The following is a 20,066-nucleotide window of genomic DNA, read 5'->3' as shown; positions in this document are numbered from 1 at the left end:
CGGATCCCATGTAGAGACCGACGACGTCACGACCGCCACGCCAACGTCTGCGGGGGTCTTCCGCCGGCGGCCATGGCCGGAGCCCACGGCGTCTTCGCCGGCTGGACCAGGATGGCGCCGAGGCCATCGCCACACTCCTCGACGGCTTTAACGGACTATCCGACGCCACACGGGGGTGGCACGCTCATGCACAACCAGCACCGCGTGGGGGTAAGGGGCTCGCCCCCCGGCGGGGGTCTGGGGGCTCGGCCCCGGAATAAGGGCGGAGAGACCAGGGCGAAACGCGAAGCGTGACCAGGGCTCACCTGTCTCGGAGCGGGCGACGGGAATCGAACCCGCGTAGCCAGTTTGGAAGACTGGGGCTCTACCATTGAGCTACGCCCGCATACGCCCGGGAGGACCCGGGCGCGACACCAGTCTAGCGGCTCACGCCTGGGTGATCGCAGGGCCCCACCCACTGCCGGCCGGGGCGGGCGCGTCAGTCGTCGACCCGCCGGGCCGTGGCCATGGCCCGGTCGACCTCCCAGAAGGCGCGCATCGACCGGATCAGCCCGGCCTCATCGACCCGGTAGACGAACACCCCGTCGGTGTCGACCCGGTAGCCACCGGGCAGAAACGTGGTGATCGTGCCGACGTTCGCCACCTCCGTTCCGGCCGCGTGGGAGTCCCGGATGGTGAACCGGAACCGCTCGACCTTGGCGATGGCAAGGTCCCAGAACGCCGAGATCCCGTCGTGGCCGTGGTGGCCTTTGCCCTCGGGATCGAACATCGAGGGTCCGACGGGGTCCTCGATCACGGCGGTGGACGCGAACAGCGAAAGCCATTCCCGCTTGTCGCCGCGGACCGTGGCGTTCATCGACCGCCACGCCGCGACCCGCGCGGCGGGCTGCTCGGCGGAGGGGTCCCAGCAGACGTCGATGCTCACGGCAACTTCCCGATGATCTCGTCGGCGAACTTCTTGATGGCGTCCTTCTTCTGTTGCAGCGGGCCGTCGAAACCGACGCCGTCGAACACCCAGGGCTGCGTGATGACGTCCGTCACGCCGATGTCGGCCTGCTCGCGGTAACCGTCCAGGCCGAACCGGTCGACGCACACGGCCTGGATCTCGAACGGCTCGGCTTCCCGCCCGTACTCCGCGCGGAGCTCGCCGAGCCGGTTGATCGTGCTGCGCAGGTCGTCCAGTTTCATCATCGCCGATGCCCAGCCATCCCCCACCTTCGCCGCGCGCCGCAGCGCCGGCTCGGTGTGGCCGCCGATGTAGAACGGGACCCGCTTCGCCGGCGCCGGGCTCATGCGCAGCTTGCCGAAGTCGAAGAATTCCCCGTGGTAGGAGACCATGCCGCCACCCAGGATCAGGCGCAGCACCTCGATCGCCTCATCCACCCGCCGCCCGCGCCGCTGGTAGGGCGCGCCGCACCATTCGAACTCTTCCGGCGCCCAGCCGACACCGAGTCCGAGCCCGAACCGGTCGCCGCTGAGCACCGCGACCGACGCCACCTGCCGCGCGAGCAGCACCGGGTTGCGCGAACCGAGCTTGAGCACCGAGGTGTAGAAGAAGATCTCGCTGGTCACCGCGCTCATCGAGGCGACCGCGATGAGCGGGTCCGACCACGGGGTCTCCTCGGTCCAGAATCGGCTCCCGTCGAGCGTGTAGGGATACGCGGCCGAAACGGCCTCCGAGTAGAACAGCGAGTCCGGCAGCGCGATCGCGGAGAAGCCGTTCTCTTCCGCTGTCCGCGCCAGCTCCGCGAACTGGTCGAGCGGGTTCATCGCGACCGACAGCGTGAACTTCATGCCGCGAGACTATAACGTGTTCTAGTTTTCGTCCAGCACCGCTATTACCGTGGGTGCCTTCCAGCTCACGGAGAGAGTCCCGGAACCTGCTGTTCGCCACGGTCAGCGTTGGGCGGCTTCCTGCGCCACGCGTTCCAGCCGGCTCCGGTAGCCGTCCCACCATGCCTGGTCGCCCGGCGCCATGTTGTCGTTGCCCTTCCGCAGCCCAACGGCCCCGTCGATCAGTTCCCGGACGATGTCGGCGTGCCCGGCGTGCCGATATGTCTCGGCGATCATGTGCACCAGGATCTGGTGCAGCGTCACCTCGCGCCGGTCCGCCGGCCACCAGGGCACCTGGCCGGTCGCGTCCAGCGCCAGCGCGTCGATGGTCGCGTCCGCATGTGCCCACGCCCGGTGGTACAGCTCGATGATCTCCGCGCGGGACTCGCCGGCGGTGGCCCACATGTCGGCGTTCGGTTCGGCGTCGTCGGCGAACCAGGGCAGCGGTTGGTCGGACGGCCGTCCGAAGACCTGGCCGAAGTACTCCAGCTCCGTGCTGGCCACATGCTTGACCAGCCCCAGCAGGTTGGTCCCCGTCGGCGTCAACGGGCGGCGGACGTCGTACTCCGACAGCCCGTCGAGCTTCCACAGCAACGATTCGCGGGCGGTCTGCAGGTAGCGGTGAAGGTCGGCCTTCGGTTGCGATCCGGTCATGCCCGGCAGTCTCCCACCGGCCACCGACAGGCCAACGCGCCCGACCGGCGACCGTGCGCCACCCGAGGGTGAGACCTGATCGGGCGCCCCGCTCCCCCTGTGAGCGGGTGGAATCCACCTCTTTTCCGGAACCTGCCGACGGCCCAGTACGTTGGTGGTATGTCCGGTTCGCGGTGGCCAATACGGTGTGTGTACTTGGTTACACTTCGGACCTTGTCCGGTTCAAGACCACCGAATTCGTGGGGAGTAAGGCCATGGGCACCGCGATCACCGTGATCGTGCTCCTGCTGATCATCGGCGGCGGCATCGTGTATTTCGCCAAGTCTCAGGCGGCGACGCGGCAACGCCAACTCGACGACGTCAAGGCCGACGCCCGGCGTCTGGTGGAGCGGCTGGGCGGGCAGGTACTCAATCTCACCGGCACCGACACCGCGTCGAAGCAGGCGCTGGCGGACGCCGCCGAGCGCTACAACGCCGCCGGTTCGCAACTCGAGCAGGCCCAGACCGCCGAGCAGGCCAAGCTGGTGAAGGAGACCGCTCTCGAAGGGCTGTACTACGTGCGTGCGGCGCGGACCGCGATGGGCATGGACCCGGGTCCGAAGCTGCCCGAGGAGATCGAACGCGAGCGCGCCGGAAAGGTCACCGAGCACCGCAAGGTCGAGGTCGAAGGGCGCGACTACGAGGCCTCCCCGAACCCGGGCGAGGGCACGCCGTACTACTACCCGGGCGGCCGCGTGGCCGGCCGGCCGGTGCCACAGGGCTGGTACAGCGAGCCCTGGTGGAAGCCGGCGCTGGTCGCCGGTGCGTGGGGGCTCGGGTCGATGTTCCTGTTCAGCGCGATGTTCAGCGGCATGAGCGGCATCGCGAGCGCCCAGGCTTGGGAGGCCGGGTACGACGCAGGCCAGGCCGAAGCGATGGGCGGCTCCGACGGCGGCGACGCCGGGGGCTCCGACGACGGCGGGTTCGACGGCGGAGATGGCGGCGGCTTCGATGGCGGGGGCTTCGACGGTGGCGGCTTCGACGGCGGTGGGTTCGACTTCGGCGGCGGCGACTGGTAGTCCGGTCGCCTACGCGGGCTGGCAGCGGGGGCACCAATAGAGGTTGCGCCCGGCCAGTTCCGTGTGGGCCACCGGAGTTCCGCAGACCAGGCAGGGCTGGCCCGCACGGCGATAGACGTAGACCTCGCCGCCGTGCCGGTCCTGCCGGGGCGCGCGGCCGGTGGCCTCGGGCAGGTGTTCGTCGTGCACCGTGTCGATCCGCCCGGTGCGCACGCCCGCGCGCATCAGCGTGACCAGGTCGGTCCAGATTTCCTTCCACAGCACCGGATCCAGCGAACGACCCGGCGTCATGGGCGCGACGTTGTGCCGGAACAGCACTTCCGCGCGATATACGTTGCCGACGCCCGCCAGCACGGCTTGATCCATCAACAGCGCGGCCAGCGGGGCACGGGACGCGGAGATCCTGTCCCACGCCCGTTCGGGACGCGCGTCGCGCCGCAACGGGTCCGGGCCCAGGCGCGACTTGATGGCATCCACCCGGTCCGGCGTGAGCAGCTCGCACCGGTTCGGCCCGCGCAGATCCGTCCAATGTGTACTACCGATGAGCCGGAGCCGCACCTGGCCCACCGGCGCCGCGGCCGGCAGCTTCGACTCGGTGAACGTGCCGTACAACCCGAGATGGACGTGCACGGTGCCGGACGGGCCGAAGTCGTGGAAGAGATGCTTGCCGTACGCCTCGGCGCGCACCAGCACCTGACCGTCCAGAGTGGATGCTTCGGTGGCGAACCTGCCCTGTGGGCTGCTCACCTCGACCGGCCCGCCCGCGTACCGCCGCTGGTGCAGGCGGGCGAGCCGGTGGAGCGTGTGTCCCTCGGGCATCAGGCCGACGGCAACGGCGGTGGCGTTCCGGTGCGTTCGTAGTCGGCGAGTTGCCGGATCCGGCGGTTGTGCCGTTCGTCGGGAGACGGCGGCGTGGACAGGAACGCGTCGACGATCGCCTCGACCTCTTCGAAGGTGTGCATCCGCGCGCCGATACCGATCAACTGGGCATGGTTGTGCTCGCGGGCCAACTGGGCGATCTCCGGTTTCCACGCCAGCGCCGCCCGGGCGCCCGGCACCTTGTTGGCCGCGATCTGCTCGCCGTTACCCGACCCGCCGATCACCAGGCCGAGGCTGCCCTCGTCGGCCACCACGCGCCGGGCCGTCTCGACGCAGAAGGCCGGGTAGTCGTCGGCGGCGTCGTAGACGAACGGGCCGATGTCGGTGACCTCGTGCCCCTTCCCCTTGAGGTAGGACACCAGGTGGTTCTTCAGCTCGAATCCAGCATGATCGGATCCCACATAGACATGCACGCCTGGAGTGTGCCATCCCGCCTCCCCACCTCCGTGCTGCGGGTGGGACGGCCGTCGACGCTACCCTGAGTAGCGCTATCCGTAGCAAATATTCATTGCTCCTGAACGCACCGGAAAAGGCGGTCGCTGTGGGTGAGTGGACGGAGGTCGGCGACGGTGTGCTCGCGCGGCGCTACGAGCATCTCGACCAGACGCTCGGGCTCGTCGTGGGCCAGGAGCGGTGCCTGGTGATCGACACCGGTGGTGACGAGGTGCAGGGTGCGGAGTTCGTGGCCGCGATCAAGGGCGTCACGAGTCTGCCGTGGACGGTGGTGATCACGCACGCCCACTTCGACCATTACTTCGGTACCGCACCGTTTCGGCCGTGCCCGGTCTGGTCACACGATCGTTGCCGGGCGGCGATGGCCGCCGACGCCGAGCATGACCGTGCGGCGTTCGCGGCCCGGTTCGTCCGGGACGGCGAACACGAGCTGGCAGACCGGCTCGTCAACGCGGAACTCGTACTGCCGGACGAGGTGATGACCACCAAGACCGAGTTGGACCTCGGCGGCCGGGTGGTCACGCTGCTGCATCCCGGCCTCGCGCACTCCGACGGCGACCTCATGGTGCACGTCGCCGACGCGGGGGTGGTGTTCGCCGGGGACCTGGTCGAGGTCGGCGCCCCGCCGTCGATCGGCCCGGACGCCGATCCGGTGGGGTGGCCCAAGGCTCTCGACAAGATTCTCGCCCTGCGGCCGGACACCGTAGTACCCGGACACGGCTCCCCGGTGGACGTGTCATACGTCGAGGAGCAACGGGACCAGCTGCACCAGCTCTCCACGTTGTTCCGCGCGGTCAAGGCGGGCCGAATGTCCGTCGAAGAGGCGCTGCCCCACTCGCCCTTCCCCGAGGCCACGACCCGCCCCGTACTGGACCGCGTCAGTCGAACTTGAGGTCCCCGCTCCTGGTCCGCTTCAGCTCGAAGAAGTCGGGGTAGCTGGCCAACGCGACGGCTCCGTCGAAGATCTTCACCGCTTCCTCGCCGCGCGGGATCGAGGTCAGCACCGGCCCGAAGAAGGCGACCCCGTCGATGTGGATGGTCGGCGTGCCGACGTCCATGCCCACCGGGTCCATGCCCTCGTGGTGGCTCTTGCGCAGCGCCTCGTCGTATTCGGTGGACTGCGCGGCGGCGGTCAGCTCGGCGGACGCGCCCACCGCCTCCAGGGCTTCCTTCAGCACCACGGTGACGTCCTTGTTTCCCTGGTTGTGGTACCGGAGACCGAACTCCGTGTAGAAGTCGCGCAGGACCGCCTCGCCCTTCTGCTGCGCCAGCGCCACGGCGACCCGTACCGGCCCCCACCCCTTCTCCATCAGCTCCTGGTAACGCTCGGGCAGGTCGTCGCGGCCGCTGTTCAGGACCGACAGGCTCATCACCCGGAACCTCAGGTCGATGTCCCGCTCCTTCTCCACCTCGAGAATCCAGCGCGAGGTGATCCAGGCGAAGGGGCAGATCGGGTCGAAGTAAAAGTCGACACGGGGCTTGGTCATGGGTTCTCTCCCAAGGAAGTGGTCACACTTTCAACCAGCCCAACAGCGCATGCGTGACGCTTGTTCCCGCGGGCATCCATGATTGGATAGTTGGAACTACGACCACTAGCGCGACCAGAGGTGCACGTGCCCGCCCCAAACCTGACCCGCGACCAAGCCAAGCAGCGCGCGGAACTGCTGGAAGTCGAGTCCTACGACATCGCCCTCAACCTCACCGACGGCCAGGGTGGCCCGGGCGAGAAGACGTTCGACTCGAAGACCACGGTCCGGTTCACCAGTGCGCGTCCTGGGGAGAGCTCCTGGATCGACATCGTGGCGGCGCGGGTGCGCTCGGCCACGTTGAACGGCCAGGCGCTCGACGTCTCCTCATACGTGGAGGACGACGGCGTCGCACTGCCAGACCTGGCCGCCACCAACGAACTGGTCATCGAGGCCGACTGCCGGTACATGAACACGGGCGAGGGCCTGCACCGGTTCGTGGACCCGGTCGACGACGCCGTCTACCTTTACACGCAGTTCGAAACCGCTGACGCCAAGCGCATGTTCGCCTGCTTCGACCAACCCGACCTCAAGGCCACCTACCGGCTCACCGTCACCGCACCAAGCGACTGGAAGGTGGTGTCCAACGCGCCGGTCGAATCGACCGAGAAGACCGCGGAAGGCGCCACCAGGACGGTTTTCGCGGTGTCCGACCGCATCTCCACCTACATCGTCGCGCTGATCGCCGGCCCCTACACGGAGTGGCACGACCAGTACGTGGAGAAGACCGCCGACGGTGACCTGGTCATCCCGCTGGGTATCTACTGCCGTGCCTCGCTGGCCGAGCACATGGACGCCGAGCGCCTGTTCACCGAAACCAAGCAGGGTTTCGCCTTCTACCACAAGGCGTTCGCCACGCCGTACCCGTTCGCCAAGTACGACCAGCTGTTCGTGCCCGAGTTCAACGCGGGCGCGATGGAGAACGCGGGTGCGGTCACGTTCCTCGAGGACTACGTGTTCCGCAGCCGGGTGACGCGCTACGCCTACGAACGCCGCGCCGAGACGCTGCTGCACGAGATGGCGCACATGTGGTTCGGCGACCTGGTCACCATGCGGTGGTGGGACGACCTGTGGCTCAATGAGTCCTTCGCCACCTTCGCCAGCGTGCTCGCCCAGGCCGAGGCGACCGAGTACAAGCACGCGTGGACCAGTTTCGCCAACATCGAGAAGTCCTGGGCCTACCGCCAGGACCAGCTGCCCTCGACTCACCCCATCGCCGCCGACATCGTGGACCTGCAGGCGGTCGAGGTGAACTTCGACGGCATCACCTACGCCAAGGGCGCCAGCGTGCTCAAGCAGCTGGTGTCCTACGTCGGTCTGGACAACTTCTTGGCCGGTCTGCGGGTGTACTTCGGCAAACACGCCTGGGGCAACGCGACGCTGGCCGACCTGCTGGCCGCGCTGGAAGAGGCGTCCGGGCGTGATCTCTCCGGCTGGAGCGCGCAGTGGCTGGAAACCACCGGGCTCAACTCGTTGCGTCCGCGCTTCGAGACCGACGCCGACGGCCGGTTCACGTCGTTCTCGGTGATCCAGACTGGCGCGAAGCCGGGTGCCGGTGAGCTGCGCACGCACCGGACCGCGGTCGGCGTCTACGACGACTCGCCCAATGGCGACCTGGTGCGTGTCGAACGGGTCGAGCTGGACGTGGTCGGCGAGCACACCGACGTGCCCGAGCTGGTGGGCCGGCAGGCCGGGAAGCTGGTGCTGGTCAACGACGACGACCTGACCTACTGCACGATGCGGCTGGACGCCGGCTCGCTGGCCACGCTGGTCGACCGGATCGCCGACATCACCGAGCCACTGCCGCGCACGCTGTGCTGGTCGGCGGCCTGGGAGATGACCCGCGAGGCGGAGCTGAAGGCGAGGGACTTCGTCACGATCGTCTGCCGCGGCATTTCCGCCGAGACCGAGGTCGGTGTGGTGCAACGGCTTCTGCTGCAGGCGCAGACGGCGCTGAACTCCTACGCGAAACCCGCCTGGGCGGAACGCGAAGGCTGGCCGAAGTTCACCGCGCGCGTGCTGGAGTTGGCGCGCGCCGCCGAGCCCGGCTCGGATCACCAGCTGGCCTTCGTGAACGCGCTTTCCGGTTCGATACTCGACGATGCGACCCTCGAGGTGCTGGCCGGCTGGCTCGACGGCTCGGCCCCGCTTCCGGGCCTGACCGTGGACGCGGACCTGCGGTGGCGACTGGTGAAAGCGCTGGTGGCGCATGGGAAGGCGGCCGGGACGGAGATCGACGCCGAGCTCGCCCAGGACGACACCGCGACCGGCCGGCGACACGCCGAGCACGCCCGCGCGCTGCGGCCGACGCCGGAGGCGAAGGCCGAGGCGTGGCAAAAGGCCGTCTATGACGACGAGTTGCCCAACGCCGTCGGCACGTCGATCATCAGCGGGTTCTCTCACCCCGGCCAGAAGGAACTGCTCGGCGAGTACGTGAGCAAGTACTTCGGGATGATCGACGAAGTGTGGCAGCGGCGGTCCAGTGAACGGGCTCAGCCGACCGTGGTCGGGCTCTTCCCCGCGTGGGCGGTCGAGCAGGCCACGGTGGACGCCTCCGACGAGTGGCTCACCGGCGACCATCCCGCTGCCCTGCGCCGGCTCGTTTCCGAGGGCCGGGCCGGAATCCTGCGCGCACTGGCCGCTCGCGAGTTCGACGAGTCCTGAAAACCACAGTGCTGAGCCGGGGCCCGGTGGCCCCGGCTCAGCACTGTGTTCAGTGTTCGAGCTTGTTCAGTGTTTGGGAGCCGCGCCCGCCTGGTCGGAGAGCATCCGCAGGCCGGAAACCAGGCCGCCGATGAGGTCGCCTTCCTTGAACGAGGCGACCATGCTCATCACCGCGAGCTTGGCGCCGCGGTCGGAAACGCGGTGGAGCGCATCGGAACCGGTCACGACCTCGACGACCCGCTGCCCCGGCGAGACCGCGATGAGTACCGAGTCGTCCGCGCCCGGGCCGATGGACCAGTGCAGCTTCTCCGCGGCCTGCCGGGTGTCGCCGCCGTCGAGTTCACCGAGGTAAACGCTGAAGTCGAGGCCGGTCTCGCGGCTGGCCAGGGTCAGCGCCTCGTCGAGCCGGGCGAGCTGCGTGGTGCTGAACGGGCCGGTGGACTTCGATGGCTGGTACATCTTGGCCACCGAGCGCCGCCCGGTCGGGTAGATCGCGACCCCGAACTCGGGCTCCTCGCTCAGTCCCTGCTCGGTAAGTTCACCAGCTGCCACGGGCACCTCCTAGTGCCGAGCCGGCCGTCTCGCCGGAGCTCACTTCCGGGTGCGGGTGGGCCGCACCAATGCCCTCGGGATTCCCGCTCCACCACATCGGTGGATGCTCCCAGGCCTGCCCGGGACGGTACCTCGGGGTCCCGGCGAACTTCGACCGCAGCGTGATCAACGCAACCACACCGAAGATGGCGGCCGGGATCAGCGCATAGACCAGGATCGTCTCGACGATGCTCACGACCCCCAGACTAGAGGGGGTCTGGGGGCTTGCCCCCAGTCGGGGGTGTGGGGGCGCAGCCACCACAGAACAGAGCGGTCTGGGGGCTTGCCCCCAGACCGGGTGCGGGGGCGGAGCGGCACCGGGCGCAGGTGGTTTTCCGCGTGCTTCACGTCGCATCTGGAGCCTGCGTCCTCCGTGTGCCACGTCGCCGTTCACTCCATGGGCCGAAGGGCGCGCGGGCGAAAGGTCGCAACGCCACGTACGGGCGGACCCAACCAGCGGAGCCATCTTGTTCCGACGATCAGATCCTCGTAACTTTTCACCTGTACGGGCCTTGCGCTCCGGCCAATTGCTTCTTCGGTCACCGCAGCTGTCCCCTGGAGGATGGATCATGAACCTCGTCGCTACCCCCACTCAGACCAACGACGACTACGCGCTGTCGCTGATCGACGCTTCCGGCAGCCGAGGCACCCGCGTCACCCGTGGCACCAGGGTCACCGCGGGTACCAGGGTCACCCGCGGCACTCGGGTGACAAGGGGCACGAGGGTCACCTCGGGTACGCGCGTCACGCGCGGCACCCGCGTTACTCGGGGTACGCGGGTCACCGCCGGCACTCGAGTGACTCGCGGTACTCGGGTGACGAAGGGCACGAGGGTCACGGCCGGTACCCGAGTCACCCGCGGCACCCGGGTCACCCGCGGCACCCGAGTCACCGCCTCCTGAGCAGCACAGACGCACGACGTCGGCTCGCCCCGGCCGCCCGCGAAGGCAGCCGGGGCGCCGTCGTGAGCGCCTGGTGATCGCCGCGACTCTCAGGCGGCTACCCCGAGATACGGCCGCCACAACGGGTCGGCGTCCCCGGAATGCACGAGCAACCGCCAGTGCGGCCCGTGCGGTGCCGTCGGCACCACCCGCAAGTGCCAGCCCAGTTCGGCCAGCAGCCGGTCGGCCTTGCGATGGTTGCACTTGGCACAGCAGGCGACGCAGTTCTGCCAACTGTGCTGACCGCCGCGGCTGCGCGGGATCACGTGGTCGATGGTCTCCGCGCGCCCGCCACAGTAGGCACAGCGGTACCGGTCCCGGTGCATCAGGCCCGCCCGGGTGAGCGGCACCTGCGCTCGATAGGGCACGCGGACGTATGTCGACAACCTGATCACCGAGGGCACGGGCAACGAGAACGTCGCCGCGTGCAGCGTCAGACCGCCTGGATCGCCGTGCACGACCTCCGCCTTGCCGCACATCACCAGCACCACGGCCCGTCGCAGTGGAAGCGCCGTCAGAGGCTCGTATGTGGCATTCAGGAGGAGTACTCGCCTCCGTCCCCACAAGGGCGCCGTACCGGCCGCCGGATCCCGCCCTCTACGCTGCCCGTGCGGGCGACCGGTCCGGCCGCCACGCGTGGGTGGCCCACTGGGGTGGGGACCACTCTGGGCACCCACACCCGGATAGGAGTACAGGGCTCCCTCCGACGCCTGCCCGACCACGCTGTGGTCGGCGGCGCCGAGGGAGATCGGTTGTCGGTCTGGCACTCGACCACCTCCACCGGTGCAGCAATAGTCGACCACAGATGGCACCCGAAATGCACCTGTGTTAGAAGACGTGTCCTGTGATATCCGCCCCGCGTTAGTGTGACGCCGGGCACAAAACCAGCCAGAAAGGGACTGCGCGCGAGGTGAACCCGCTAACGAGCGAGACCCCACAATGCATCAGTGAGCCAGGATCCTGGTGTTACCAGGTGTACCAGGTGACTCACAACGAGTGGCTGGCAGCCTCCGCCGGTTGGCTGGTCGCCAAGCCGTTGAAGATCCTGATGATCTTGTTGGGGGCGTTCCTTGTCCGACTGATCGTGCGGAAGCTGATCGACCGGGTCACCGCCATGCCCCGCAAGAACGACCGCAAGCTGCCCGCCCTGCTGCGGCCGCTGCGGGAACGCGCACCCAGCCTGCTCGGCCCCGCGCTGACCGAGCGGCGCACGCAGCGCGCCAAGACGATCGGCTCGGTCCTGAAGTCCGTCACCAGCTTCGTGGTCTACGGGCTGGCGGGCATCCAGATCCTCGGCGAACTGGGCTACAACCTCGGCCCGATCCTCGCCTCCGCCGGCATCCTCGGCGTCGCCCTCGGGTTCGGCGCCCAGAACCTGGTCAAGGACTTCCTGTCCGGGATGTTCATGATGGTGGAGGACCAGTACGGCGTCGGCGACGTGATCGACATCGGCGAGGCGAGCGGCGTGGTCGAATCGGTCGGCCTGCGCATCACGACGCTTCGAGACGTCAAGGGCACCGTGTGGTATGTCCGCAACGGCGAGGTGCGCCGGGTCGGCAACTCCAGCCAGGGCTTCGCGGTCGCCGTGGTGGACGTGCCGCTGAACTACTCCGCCGATGTGGACCGGGCCACCGCGGTGCTCACCGAAGCCGCCATCGAGTCGGTCGGCAGCGAACCGTTGTCGGTGAACGTGCTGGAGCCGCCCGAGGTGCTCGGGGTGGAGAGCGTGACACCGGAAGGGCTCACCATCCGGCTGACCGTCAAGGTGCGCCCCGGCAAGCAGTGGACCGTGCAACGCGCACTGCGGGCCGCGGTGATGGCCAAACTCGAATCGGTCGGGTTCGAACCGCCCATGGGCCGGTTCGTCTCACCGGGCAACTCGTCACAACCGGCACAATGAACCTATGACGACCCCCAAGTCCCCCGAGCCGGAGAACTTCTTCGAGGCCGTTGGTGGCGAGCCGACCTTCCGCAAGATCGTGGCGCGGTTCTACGCCGAGGTCGCCGAGGACGAGGTGCTACGGCCCCTCTATCCGGAGCCGGATCTCGGGCCCGCGGAGGAGCGGCTGAGGCTGTTTCTGATGCAGTACTGGGGCGGTCCGCACACCTACTCCGAACGCCGCGGCCACCCGCGCCTGCGCATGCGGCATGCGCCGTTCAAGATCGGGCCGATCGAGCGTGACGCGTGGCTGCGCGCGATGCGAGTCGCCGTCGACGAAGCGAACCTGCCCGAGCCGCTCGACAAACAACTCTGGAGCTACCTGGAGATGGCCGCGCAAACGCTGATCAACAGCTGGACCTGACCACCGCCGCGGCCCGGCGAAGAAGGGTGAAATACACCGCAGCCATCGACGGGTACGCGCGCCGGCTGTCAGAATCGTGATCGCCGGCCTCGGTGGTGCGGTCGGAAGCGCGGTGGAGGTTGACTTCACCGACGATCTCGATCGTGCCAACGTGGAGGTGAGGAGGACCGGCACGTCCGCGGCGTGCGGGGCGTTTCGGCAGGTTATGGACCGCAACAGAGTTTTCGGCCCAGGGCCGGTGCTCGTCGGCCACCGGGGCTGTGGCGGGGGCACCGTCAACGGCCATCAGGAGAACACCCTCGGATCCTTTCTCGCGGCGGTCGACGCGGGCATCGACTGGGTAGAGGTCGACGTCCGCCGGACCTCGGACGACCGCCTGGTCGTCGCACACAACCCGGCGGACTCCGGCGGGGTGTTCTACGCCGACCTCACATCGCAGGAAGCGGTCGAAAAGGGCGCACTGCGGCTGGAGGAACTCCTCGAAGCACTTCCCCCGACGGTCGGCGTCGACTTCGACGTCAAGACGGCGATGGAAGACGCCACACGGGCCCGGGACGAGACCACAATGGGCCGGCTCGCCGCCGTCGCGGCCCGGGAGGCGTCCCGGCGCGAACTGCTGATCACCTCGTTCGACGCGGGTGCGCTCGACATCGCCCGCCAGTTGGCCCCGGCGGTGCCGCGAGGGCTGCTCACCTGGGTCTACTTCCCGATCGACCACGCCGTTGCCGCGGCCGCGCATCTCGACGTGCAGGTGCTCGCGCCACACTGGGGCTCGTTGCTTCCCAACGGCGTGGAGCCCGAGGAGCCTCAGCGACCGCTGGACTACGTGATCGACCTGGTCCACTCCAGCGGCCGGGAGTTCCTCGCCTGGTGCCCGACCGTCGAGTACGCCCGGCGGCTGCTGGACGCCGGGGTCGACGCCCTGTGCGTCGACGACGTCCCCGACGTCGTCGACGCACTCGTCCCCCGGCCCTCCTGATCAGAACAGCAGAGGCAGCAGGGCGTGACGGCGGCGGAGCACCGCCCCGTAGCGAGCATCGAGCCGCAGCCAGGAACTCGTCGCCGTCACGCGGACCACGTCGTCCGGAATGGACGAATCCACGAAACCCATGCCGGACAACGCGAACAGGCACCGCATCGGGATTTTGACCTCCAGGCTGCCCTCGGTCACGGTGAGCACCGCCTGATCCAGCAGCGAGGCCGGCGGGGTGCCCTGCGGGCCCAGGTTGTCCCGGGCGAGCGCCGCCCCCTTCTCGGCCAGTTCGCTGATCACCTTGGCGGGCACCAGGTCGACCTGCGGCCAGTCCCCGCCGGCCGGCAGCTCCGAGTGCCACATCAGATCGCGCGGCGGCCCGGGATCCATCCGCTCGCCCGGCGTGATGGTCAGTGCGGCGAGCAGCTCGTTACCCGAGACCGTCACGTCTCGGGGCGTGATCTCGCCGTGCACGGCACGGGTCGCCAGCACCTCGAACGGTGTGGCCACCCATGCCTCCACCACCCCGTTGCCGCGGTTACGCAGGCGGACCAGGGCCAGCAGGTCGAGCCGGACGGCTCTGGCCACGAAGGCGCTCAAGGTCTCCCGGTCCGCCGCGTCGGGAATCCGCAACTCCGTGTTCGCCGATCCACCCTGGCGGGACAGTTCACCGTTTTCCGGCAATCTGCTTGTCATCGGACTGTCTCCACTGGGCCCAGCCTTTCCAACAGGAAGGCGCGCTCGGAGTCGGTCAGCCGGCGCGGGCGACGGGTCTGAGTGTCGTAGGGCGCCAGCACGGTCTCCGCGGTGACCGCCACCTCGTCCGCCGCCGAAGCTCCATTGTGGACGTTGTAGCCAAGGGTGAGCGAGGCGAACTTCAGCTGCCGCAGGCTCACCTCCACGCGGATGTGCGCGCCGTCCGCGACCACCGGCGCGCGGTAGTCCACGGACAGCTTCGCCACGACCATGCCCTTCGCGAAACCGGCCAGCCCGGCCTTGTTCGCCTCGGCGAACAACACCGGCACCCGCGCCTCTTCGAGAAGCGTCACCATGCTGGCGTGGTTGACGTGCCCGAAGGCGTCCATGTCGGACCACCGCGGGCGCACCATCGCGACACACCCCATCACTGCACCGTGCTTCGCAACTGTCGCGCCGCCACCGAAAGCGCCGCCAAATCCAGCCGGCCCAACCGGTTGATCTCGTCGAGCGCGACCCTGGCCCGCGCCAGGCGGGACGCGTTCGTCTTCTCCCACTGCGCGATCTTCTCGTCCACGCTGTCGCCGGAATCGCTGTGTCGCAGCGCGTCCAGGGTGATCCCGCGAATCGAGGCGTAGACATCGTCGCGCAGGGAGAGCCTGGCCAGCGCGTGCCAGCGGTTACCGCGTTCCAGCCCGCTGATCGCGGTGAGGAGCCGATCCGCGTCGAGGTGCGCGGCCATCGCGAAGTACAGCTGCGCGGTTTCCAGCGGGGTTCGTTCGGCCTCCAGCCCGGCCTCACGCTCGGCGAGTTCGGCCACCTCCGTGGCATCCAGCAGGCAGTACACGTACAGCAGGGTCGCGATTCGTGTCGCGAGCTCCTCGGGAACCCCCTGCGCGGTGAGCTCGTCGATCCGGTTGCGCACGGCCTCGGCCTCGCGCCCGCGCAACAGTTCGGGCACACGCGGCGCGAGCGAGGCGACGTTCTCCTCGAACCGGGTGATCTCGGCGCTGACGGCCAGCGGCTGCGGCCGGTTGGCGAGGAACCAGCGGGCGGCCCGGTCGAGCAGGCGCCGCGACTCCAGCAGCATCTCGTAGGCGACCTCGACGGGCACGACGTTGTCCAGTTCGTCGATCGCCGACCACAACGAGCCGAGGTTGAACACGCGGGTGACCACGGTGTACGCGCGCACGGCGTCGGTCGCGGTCGCGTTCATTTCCTCGGCCAGCCGGAAGGCGTAGGTGAGGCCCGCGCCGTCCACGACCTCGTTGACCAGCAGGGTGGTGATGATCTGCCGGCGCAGCGGGTGTTCGCCGATCTGTCCCGAGAAACGCTCCCGCAACGGCTCCGGGAAGTACTCGGGCAGGCGGTGGGCGAACGCCTCGGCATCGGGCAGCTCGCTGGCCAGCAGCTCGTCCTTCAGCTCGAGCTTGACGTGCGCGAGCAGAGTGGCGAGCTCGGGTGAGGAGAGCCGTCCGCCTTCCTTTTCCAACTCGCCGAACCGCAACGCGCTCGGCAGCGCCTCCAGCTCACGATCCAGCGCCCCGGCCCGCTCCAGTGCGTCCACGAGCCGCGCGTGCACCGACACCATCGCGGCGGCGTGTGCCCGGCTGACGCCCAGGACGGCGTTCTGCCGGTAGTTGTCGGCAAGGACGAGGCGCGACACCTCGTCGGTCATCTCGAGCAGCAGGCGGTTGCGCAGGTCGTGCTCCAGCTGGCCGGTGGTCACCAGATGGTCGAGCAGGATCTTGATGTTGACCTCGTGGTCGGAGCAGTCCACCCCGGCCGAGTTGTCCAGGGCGTCGGTGTTGATCTTGCCGCCGGTGTGGGCGAACTCGATGCGGCCGAGTTGGGTGAGCCCGAGGTTGCCGCCCTCACCGACGACCTTGACCCGCAGGTCCCTGCCGTTCACCCGCACCGCGTCGTTGGCCTTGTCACCCGCGTCGGCGTGGCTTTCCGCCTGGGACTTCACGTAGGTGCCGATCCCGCCGTTCCACAGCAGATCGACCGGCGCCAGCAGGATCGCGCGGATCAGCTCGGCGGGGGCCAGCTTGGTGATCGTCTCGGGCAGCCCGAGCGCGCGGCGCACCTGCGGCGTGATCGGGATGGTCTTGGCGACTCGCGGGTAGACCCCACCGCCCTCGCTGATCAGCGAGCGGTTGTAGTCGTCCCAGGACGAGCGGGGCAGCTCGAACAGCCGCTTGCGCTCGGCGAAGGAGGACTTGGGGTCCGGGTCGGGGTCGAGGAAGACGTGCATGTGGTTGAACGCGGCCACCAGGCGGATGTGCTCGGACAGCAGCATGCCGTTCCCGAACACGTCGCCGGCCATGTCCCCGATGCCGACCACCGTGAAGGACTCGCTCTGGGTGTCCACGCCCAGCTCACGGAAATGCCGCTTCACGCTCTCCCACGCGCCACGCGCGGTGATGCCCATGGCCTTGTGGTCATACCCGGCGGAACCACCGGACGCGAACGCGTCACCGAGCCAGAACCCGTAGTCCGCGGAGACCTCGTTGGCGATGTCGGAGAAGGTCGCCGTGCCCTTGTCCGCGGCGACCACGAGGTAGGTGTCATCGCCGTCGTAGCGGACCACGTCCCTGGCCGGAACGGTCCTGCCCTCGACGAGGTTGTCGGTGAGGTCCAGCAGACCGGAGATGAACATGCGGTAGCAGGCGATCCCCTCCTTCTGCTGCGCCTCCCGGTCCACCCCCGGGTCGCCGGTCGGGGCGGGCGGGCGTTTCACCACGAACCCGCCCTTCGCGCCGACCGGCACGATCACCGCGTTCTTCACCGCCTGCGCCTTGACCAGGCCCAGGATCTCGGTTCGGAAGTCTTCCCGGCGATCCGACCACCGCAACCCGCCGCGCGCCACCGAACCGAAGCGCAGGTGCACCCCTTCGACCCGCGGGGAGTACACGAAGACCTCGAACCGCGGGCGGGGCTCGGGCAGGTCCGGTACCCGGTGCGGGTCCAGCTTGACCGCCAGGTACGGCCGCGGGTTCCCGTCCGGGTCGGTGACCCGGTAGTTCGTGCGCAGCGTGGCGCCGATGACCTCCAACAGCCGGCGCAGGATGCGGTCCTCGTCCAGGCTGGTGACCGCGTCGATCATCGTGGAGATCTCGGCGGCCATCGCATCGGTCCGCTCGTCGCGGTCCGGGCCGGCGGCCGGGTCGAACCGGTGCTCGAACAGGCGCACCAGCGCCGTCGCGATGTCGGTGTGCGCGAGCACCGCCTTCTGGATGTACTCCTGCGAATACGGCGTCCGCGCCTGCCGCAGGTAGCGGGAGTAGGCCCGCAACACCGCCGCCTGCCGCCAGGTGAGCCCGGCCCGCAACACCAGCGCGTTGAACGAGTCGACCTCACAGTCGCCCAACCAGGCCGCGGCGAACGCGTCCTGGAACCGGACGCGCAGATCCTGTGCGTCCTCCGGCGAGCGCACCGACAGGTCCTCCAGCGGGATTCGCAGGCCGAAGTCGTAGATCCAGAATTTGGCGCCGTCTTCACGGCGCAGCTCGTACGGCCGCTCGTCGACGACCTCGACACCCATCCGCTGCAGCACCGGCAGCACCGCCGACAGCGTCACGCCCTCGCCCAGCAGGTACAGCTTGAACCGCCGCTCCCCCGGTTCGGCGTCGGCCGGCACGTAGAACGACATCGCCAGATCCCGGTCGCCGGAGAGGGCTTCCAGCTGCCGCAGGTCGGCCAGCGCGTCGACCGCGGAGAAATCCTCCTTGTACGACTCGGGAAACGCGCTCGCGTAGCGCTGTCCCAGTTCCGTCGCCGACTCCTCGCCATGCGGCCTGGCGGCCCGCGGGCCCCCGCCCGCGCGCTCCCGCCGCTCGGCCAGGATGGCCTCGACCATGGAATCGTCCCAGCCCCGCACGGCCTCGTTCAGCCGCTCCTGGATGTGCAGGGTGTCGGGCACCAGCTCCTCGGCGGGGTCCGTGTGCACGATGAAATGCACCTGTGCCAGGAGGTTCTCCCCGACATGGGTGCCGTACTCCAGGTGCGTGCCGTGCAACTCGGCGAGCAGCACTTCCTGCATCGCGAGGCGCGAGCGCGTCGTGTAGCGATCACGCGGCAGGAAGACCAGGCAGGAAAAGAAGCGGCCGTAATGATCGCGGCGCAGGAACAACCGCAGCCGCCGGCGATCGGACAGGGTGATCGCGCCGATCGCCGTGCTGTACAAGGAATCCTCATCGGCGGAGAGCAGGTCGGCACGCGGCCAGTTCTGCAACACCTCCAGCATCCGCTGACCGGAGAAGGACTCCATGGGGAATCCGGCGCGGTGGATCACTTCGCGGGCCTTGCGGCGCACCACCGGCATGTCCAGCACGTCCTCGTGCAACGCGCTGGTGGTGAACATGCCCAGGAAGCGGTGTTCTCCGGTGACGTTCCCGCTCGGATCGAACGTCTTCACGCCGACGTAGTAGGGATAGGCCGGCCGGAAAACCGTTGAGGGTGCGCTGGCCGGTGTCAGCACCAGCAGGTCCGGCGCGGCCACCCCGGCGCCGGTGTCCAGACCAGTGGTGAGACTGCGCGCCGCGGCGTTGTCCTCCCGGAGCACGCCGAGCCCCGACGCCAGGACCGCACGCAGGGCCGGCCCGCCGGCGGCCGAGTCGTCGCGGTGGTCCGTCCCCTGCGAGCGACCGGGTTCGTGAACGACCTCCGACTGGCGGTAGCCGAGAAATGTGAAGTTGCCCCGGGCCAGCCAACGCAACAACTCCGCGGCCTCGGACATCTCGGTCGCCGGGAACAGCGGCGGGGCCTCGTCCAGTTTCAGGGCCAGGTCGAGCGCCGCCTGCACCATCTTGTCGGCGTCCTCGACGACCTCGCGGACATCGGCCAGCACGGAGGTCAGGTGGGCGTCCAGCTCCCGCACCCGCTGCGAGTCGGAGACCAGGTCGAGCTCGGCGTACATCCACGATTCGACGGCCGCGCCCTCCGGCGGATCGGCCGCGTCCGCGGTCGGGTGGACCTCCAGCAGCTTGCCGGTGATATCGCGGCTCACCACGACGATCGGGTGCACCATGCGCTGCACCTGGGCCCCGTGGCGAGCCAGTTGCGCGGTGACCGAGTCGACCAGGTACGGCATGTCGTCGGTGACGATCTGGACGACCGTGGCGTCGCGGGTCCAGCCGTCCTCGGCGACGGTCGGGTTGAGCAGGCGCACCGCCGGCCTGCCCAGCACGCGCTCGGCAGCGAACTCCAGATGGGAGCGCACCGCCCCGACCAGGTCGGCCGGGTCGTCCCCGACCACCTCGTCCGCCGGGATGTGCCGGTAGTACAAGCGAATCAGGTCCACGATGTCCGGCGCTTGCTCTGCCGCGCCCTCGATCAGCTCATCCCGGCGCTGCTCCGGGCTCGCCGGTTCGAGCCGGCTTTCCGACAAACCTGCACCGAGATTGGACGAGATTCCTGTCGACGTCATTTGAGGCAGCTCCATTGCGCACGGTTAGGCCGAACAGCCTCACCCTAGAGCCTCCGCCGCCGGA

The 20,066-nt window shown here is 68.9% G+C and carries 19 protein-coding genes and 1 tRNA gene; 6 read left to right on the top strand and 14 right to left on the bottom strand.

Annotation, left to right across the window (positions count from 1 at the left end):
• Positions 1 to 314 precede the first annotated feature (314 nt).
• From A3CU_RS0136615 to A3CU_RS0136600, 4 genes are all read right to left on the bottom strand, one after another.
• Positions 315 to 385 (bottom strand) — tRNA-Gly (locus A3CU_RS0136615).
• A gap of 93 nt (positions 386 to 478) precedes the next feature.
• Positions 479 to 925: a nuclear transport factor 2 family protein gene (locus tag A3CU_RS0136610; RefSeq protein WP_027946414.1), complete on the bottom strand. Its 447-nt coding sequence runs from the start codon at positions 923 to 925 to the stop codon at positions 479 to 481.
• The gene (locus tag A3CU_RS0136605) at positions 922 to 1,794 is read right to left on the bottom strand and encodes a TIGR03619 family F420-dependent LLM class oxidoreductase (protein WP_027946413.1); all 873 of its coding nucleotides are present in this window, start codon (positions 1,792 to 1,794) and stop codon (positions 922 to 924) included. The genes A3CU_RS0136610 and A3CU_RS0136605 overlap by 4 nt, the downstream gene beginning before the upstream one ends.
• 102 nt (positions 1,795 to 1,896) lie before the next feature.
• Complete coding sequence (locus tag A3CU_RS0136600; protein ID WP_027946412.1) at positions 1,897 to 2,487, bottom strand: DinB family protein; 591 nt, start codon at positions 2,485 to 2,487, stop codon at positions 1,897 to 1,899.
• 254 nt (positions 2,488 to 2,741) lie between these two features.
• On the opposite strand from A3CU_RS0136600, the gene A3CU_RS0136595 reads away from it, so the two are divergent.
• Complete coding sequence (locus tag A3CU_RS0136595) at positions 2,742 to 3,545, top strand: hypothetical protein (protein ID WP_027946411.1); 804 nt, start codon at positions 2,742 to 2,744, stop codon at positions 3,543 to 3,545.
• A gap of 9 nt (positions 3,546 to 3,554) precedes the next feature.
• On the opposite strand, the gene A3CU_RS0136590 is transcribed toward A3CU_RS0136595, so the two are convergent.
• Both A3CU_RS0136590 and A3CU_RS0136585 read right to left on the bottom strand, forming a co-directional pair.
• Positions 3,555 to 4,364, bottom strand: coding sequence for an Fpg/Nei family DNA glycosylase (locus tag A3CU_RS0136590; RefSeq protein ID WP_027946410.1), 810 nt, complete (start codon positions 4,362 to 4,364; stop codon positions 3,555 to 3,557).
• Positions 4,364 to 4,837 carry a ribose-5-phosphate isomerase gene (locus tag A3CU_RS0136585; RefSeq protein ID WP_027946409.1) on the bottom strand — a complete coding sequence of 158 codons (474 nt, stop codon included), beginning with the start codon at positions 4,835 to 4,837 and terminating at the stop codon, positions 4,364 to 4,366. The genes A3CU_RS0136590 and A3CU_RS0136585 overlap by 1 nt, the downstream gene beginning before the upstream one ends.
• A 128-nt stretch (positions 4,838 to 4,965) precedes the next feature.
• Between A3CU_RS0136585 and A3CU_RS0136580 the strand changes: the two genes are divergently transcribed.
• Entirely contained in the window at positions 4,966 to 5,769 is an 804-nt protein-coding gene (locus tag A3CU_RS0136580; protein WP_027946408.1) for an MBL fold metallo-hydrolase, read from the top strand.
• Here A3CU_RS0136580 and A3CU_RS0136575 read toward each other — a convergent pair.
• Positions 5,756 to 6,364: a mycothiol-dependent nitroreductase Rv2466c family protein gene (locus A3CU_RS0136575; protein ID WP_027946407.1), complete on the bottom strand. Its 609-nt coding sequence runs from the start codon at positions 6,362 to 6,364 to the stop codon at positions 5,756 to 5,758. The genes A3CU_RS0136580 and A3CU_RS0136575 overlap by 14 nt on opposite strands.
• 126 nt (positions 6,365 to 6,490) lie before the next feature.
• Between A3CU_RS0136575 and pepN the strand changes: the two genes are divergently transcribed.
• On the top strand, positions 6,491 to 9,067 hold the full coding sequence (gene pepN / locus A3CU_RS0136570; protein WP_027946406.1) for an aminopeptidase N: 2,577 nt from the start codon (positions 6,491 to 6,493) through the stop codon (positions 9,065 to 9,067).
• A gap of 66 nt (positions 9,068 to 9,133) precedes the next feature.
• Here the strand turns inward: pepN and A3CU_RS0136565 are convergent, their stop codons facing one another.
• The 4 genes from A3CU_RS0136565 to A3CU_RS55475 form a co-directional block, all read right to left on the bottom strand.
• The gene (locus A3CU_RS0136565) at positions 9,134 to 9,619 is read right to left on the bottom strand and encodes a DUF5130 family protein (RefSeq protein WP_027946405.1); all 486 of its coding nucleotides are present in this window, start codon (positions 9,617 to 9,619) and stop codon (positions 9,134 to 9,136) included.
• Positions 9,606 to 9,854, bottom strand: a complete 249-nt coding sequence (gene ctaJ / locus A3CU_RS0136560) for an aa3-type cytochrome oxidase subunit CtaJ (protein ID WP_027946404.1) — start codon at positions 9,852 to 9,854, stop codon at positions 9,606 to 9,608. The genes A3CU_RS0136565 and ctaJ overlap by 14 nt, the downstream gene beginning before the upstream one ends.
• Before the next feature lie 411 nt (positions 9,855 to 10,265).
• Entirely contained in the window at positions 10,266 to 10,406 is a 141-nt protein-coding gene (locus tag A3CU_RS54165; protein WP_211246606.1) for a hypothetical protein, read from the bottom strand.
• 243 nt (positions 10,407 to 10,649) lie between these two features.
• Complete coding sequence (locus A3CU_RS55475; RefSeq protein ID WP_342668954.1) at positions 10,650 to 11,078, bottom strand: HNH endonuclease; 429 nt, start codon at positions 11,076 to 11,078, stop codon at positions 10,650 to 10,652.
• A 431-nt stretch (positions 11,079 to 11,509) separates the two neighbouring features.
• Between A3CU_RS55475 and A3CU_RS0136545 the strand changes: the two genes are divergently transcribed.
• The 3 genes from A3CU_RS0136545 to A3CU_RS0136535 all read left to right on the top strand — a co-directional run bounded on the left by A3CU_RS0136545 (position 11,510) and on the right by A3CU_RS0136535 (position 13,881).
• Positions 11,510 to 12,499 (top strand): mechanosensitive ion channel family protein, encoded by a 990-nt coding sequence (locus tag A3CU_RS0136545; RefSeq protein WP_027946402.1) that lies wholly within the window; start codon positions 11,510 to 11,512, stop codon positions 12,497 to 12,499.
• 4 nt (positions 12,500 to 12,503) lie between these two features.
• Positions 12,504 to 12,902, top strand: a complete 399-nt coding sequence (locus A3CU_RS0136540; protein ID WP_027946401.1) for a globin — start codon at positions 12,504 to 12,506, stop codon at positions 12,900 to 12,902.
• Between the two features lie 205 nt (positions 12,903 to 13,107).
• On the top strand, positions 13,108 to 13,881 hold the full coding sequence (locus A3CU_RS0136535) for a glycerophosphodiester phosphodiesterase (protein ID WP_027946400.1): 774 nt from the start codon (positions 13,108 to 13,110) through the stop codon (positions 13,879 to 13,881).
• Here A3CU_RS0136535 and A3CU_RS0136530 read toward each other — a convergent pair whose 3' ends face one another.
• The 3 genes from A3CU_RS0136530 to A3CU_RS0136520 are packed head-to-tail and all read right to left on the bottom strand — an operon-like array spanning position 13,882 to position 20,002.
• Positions 13,882 to 14,571: a DUF8010 domain-containing protein gene (locus tag A3CU_RS0136530; protein ID WP_052372783.1), complete on the bottom strand. Its 690-nt coding sequence runs from the start codon at positions 14,569 to 14,571 to the stop codon at positions 13,882 to 13,884.
• The gene (locus A3CU_RS0136525; protein WP_425388304.1) at positions 14,568 to 14,984 is read right to left on the bottom strand and encodes an acyl-CoA thioesterase; all 417 of its coding nucleotides are present in this window, start codon (positions 14,982 to 14,984) and stop codon (positions 14,568 to 14,570) included. The genes A3CU_RS0136530 and A3CU_RS0136525 overlap by 4 nt, the downstream gene beginning before the upstream one ends.
• A 14-nt stretch (positions 14,985 to 14,998) precedes the next feature.
• Complete coding sequence (locus A3CU_RS0136520) at positions 14,999 to 20,002, bottom strand: NAD-glutamate dehydrogenase (RefSeq protein ID WP_027946397.1); 5,004 nt, start codon at positions 20,000 to 20,002, stop codon at positions 14,999 to 15,001.
• Positions 20,003 to 20,066 lie beyond the last annotated feature (64 nt).

Origin of the sequence: Amycolatopsis taiwanensis DSM 45107, assembly GCF_000519205.1 — a bacterium.
GTDB lineage: Bacteria > Actinomycetota > Actinomycetes > Mycobacteriales > Pseudonocardiaceae > Amycolatopsis_E > Amycolatopsis_E taiwanensis.
The sequence above is the reverse complement of the archived record's forward strand: the minus strand, read 5'-3'. Positions and strand labels throughout refer to the sequence as shown.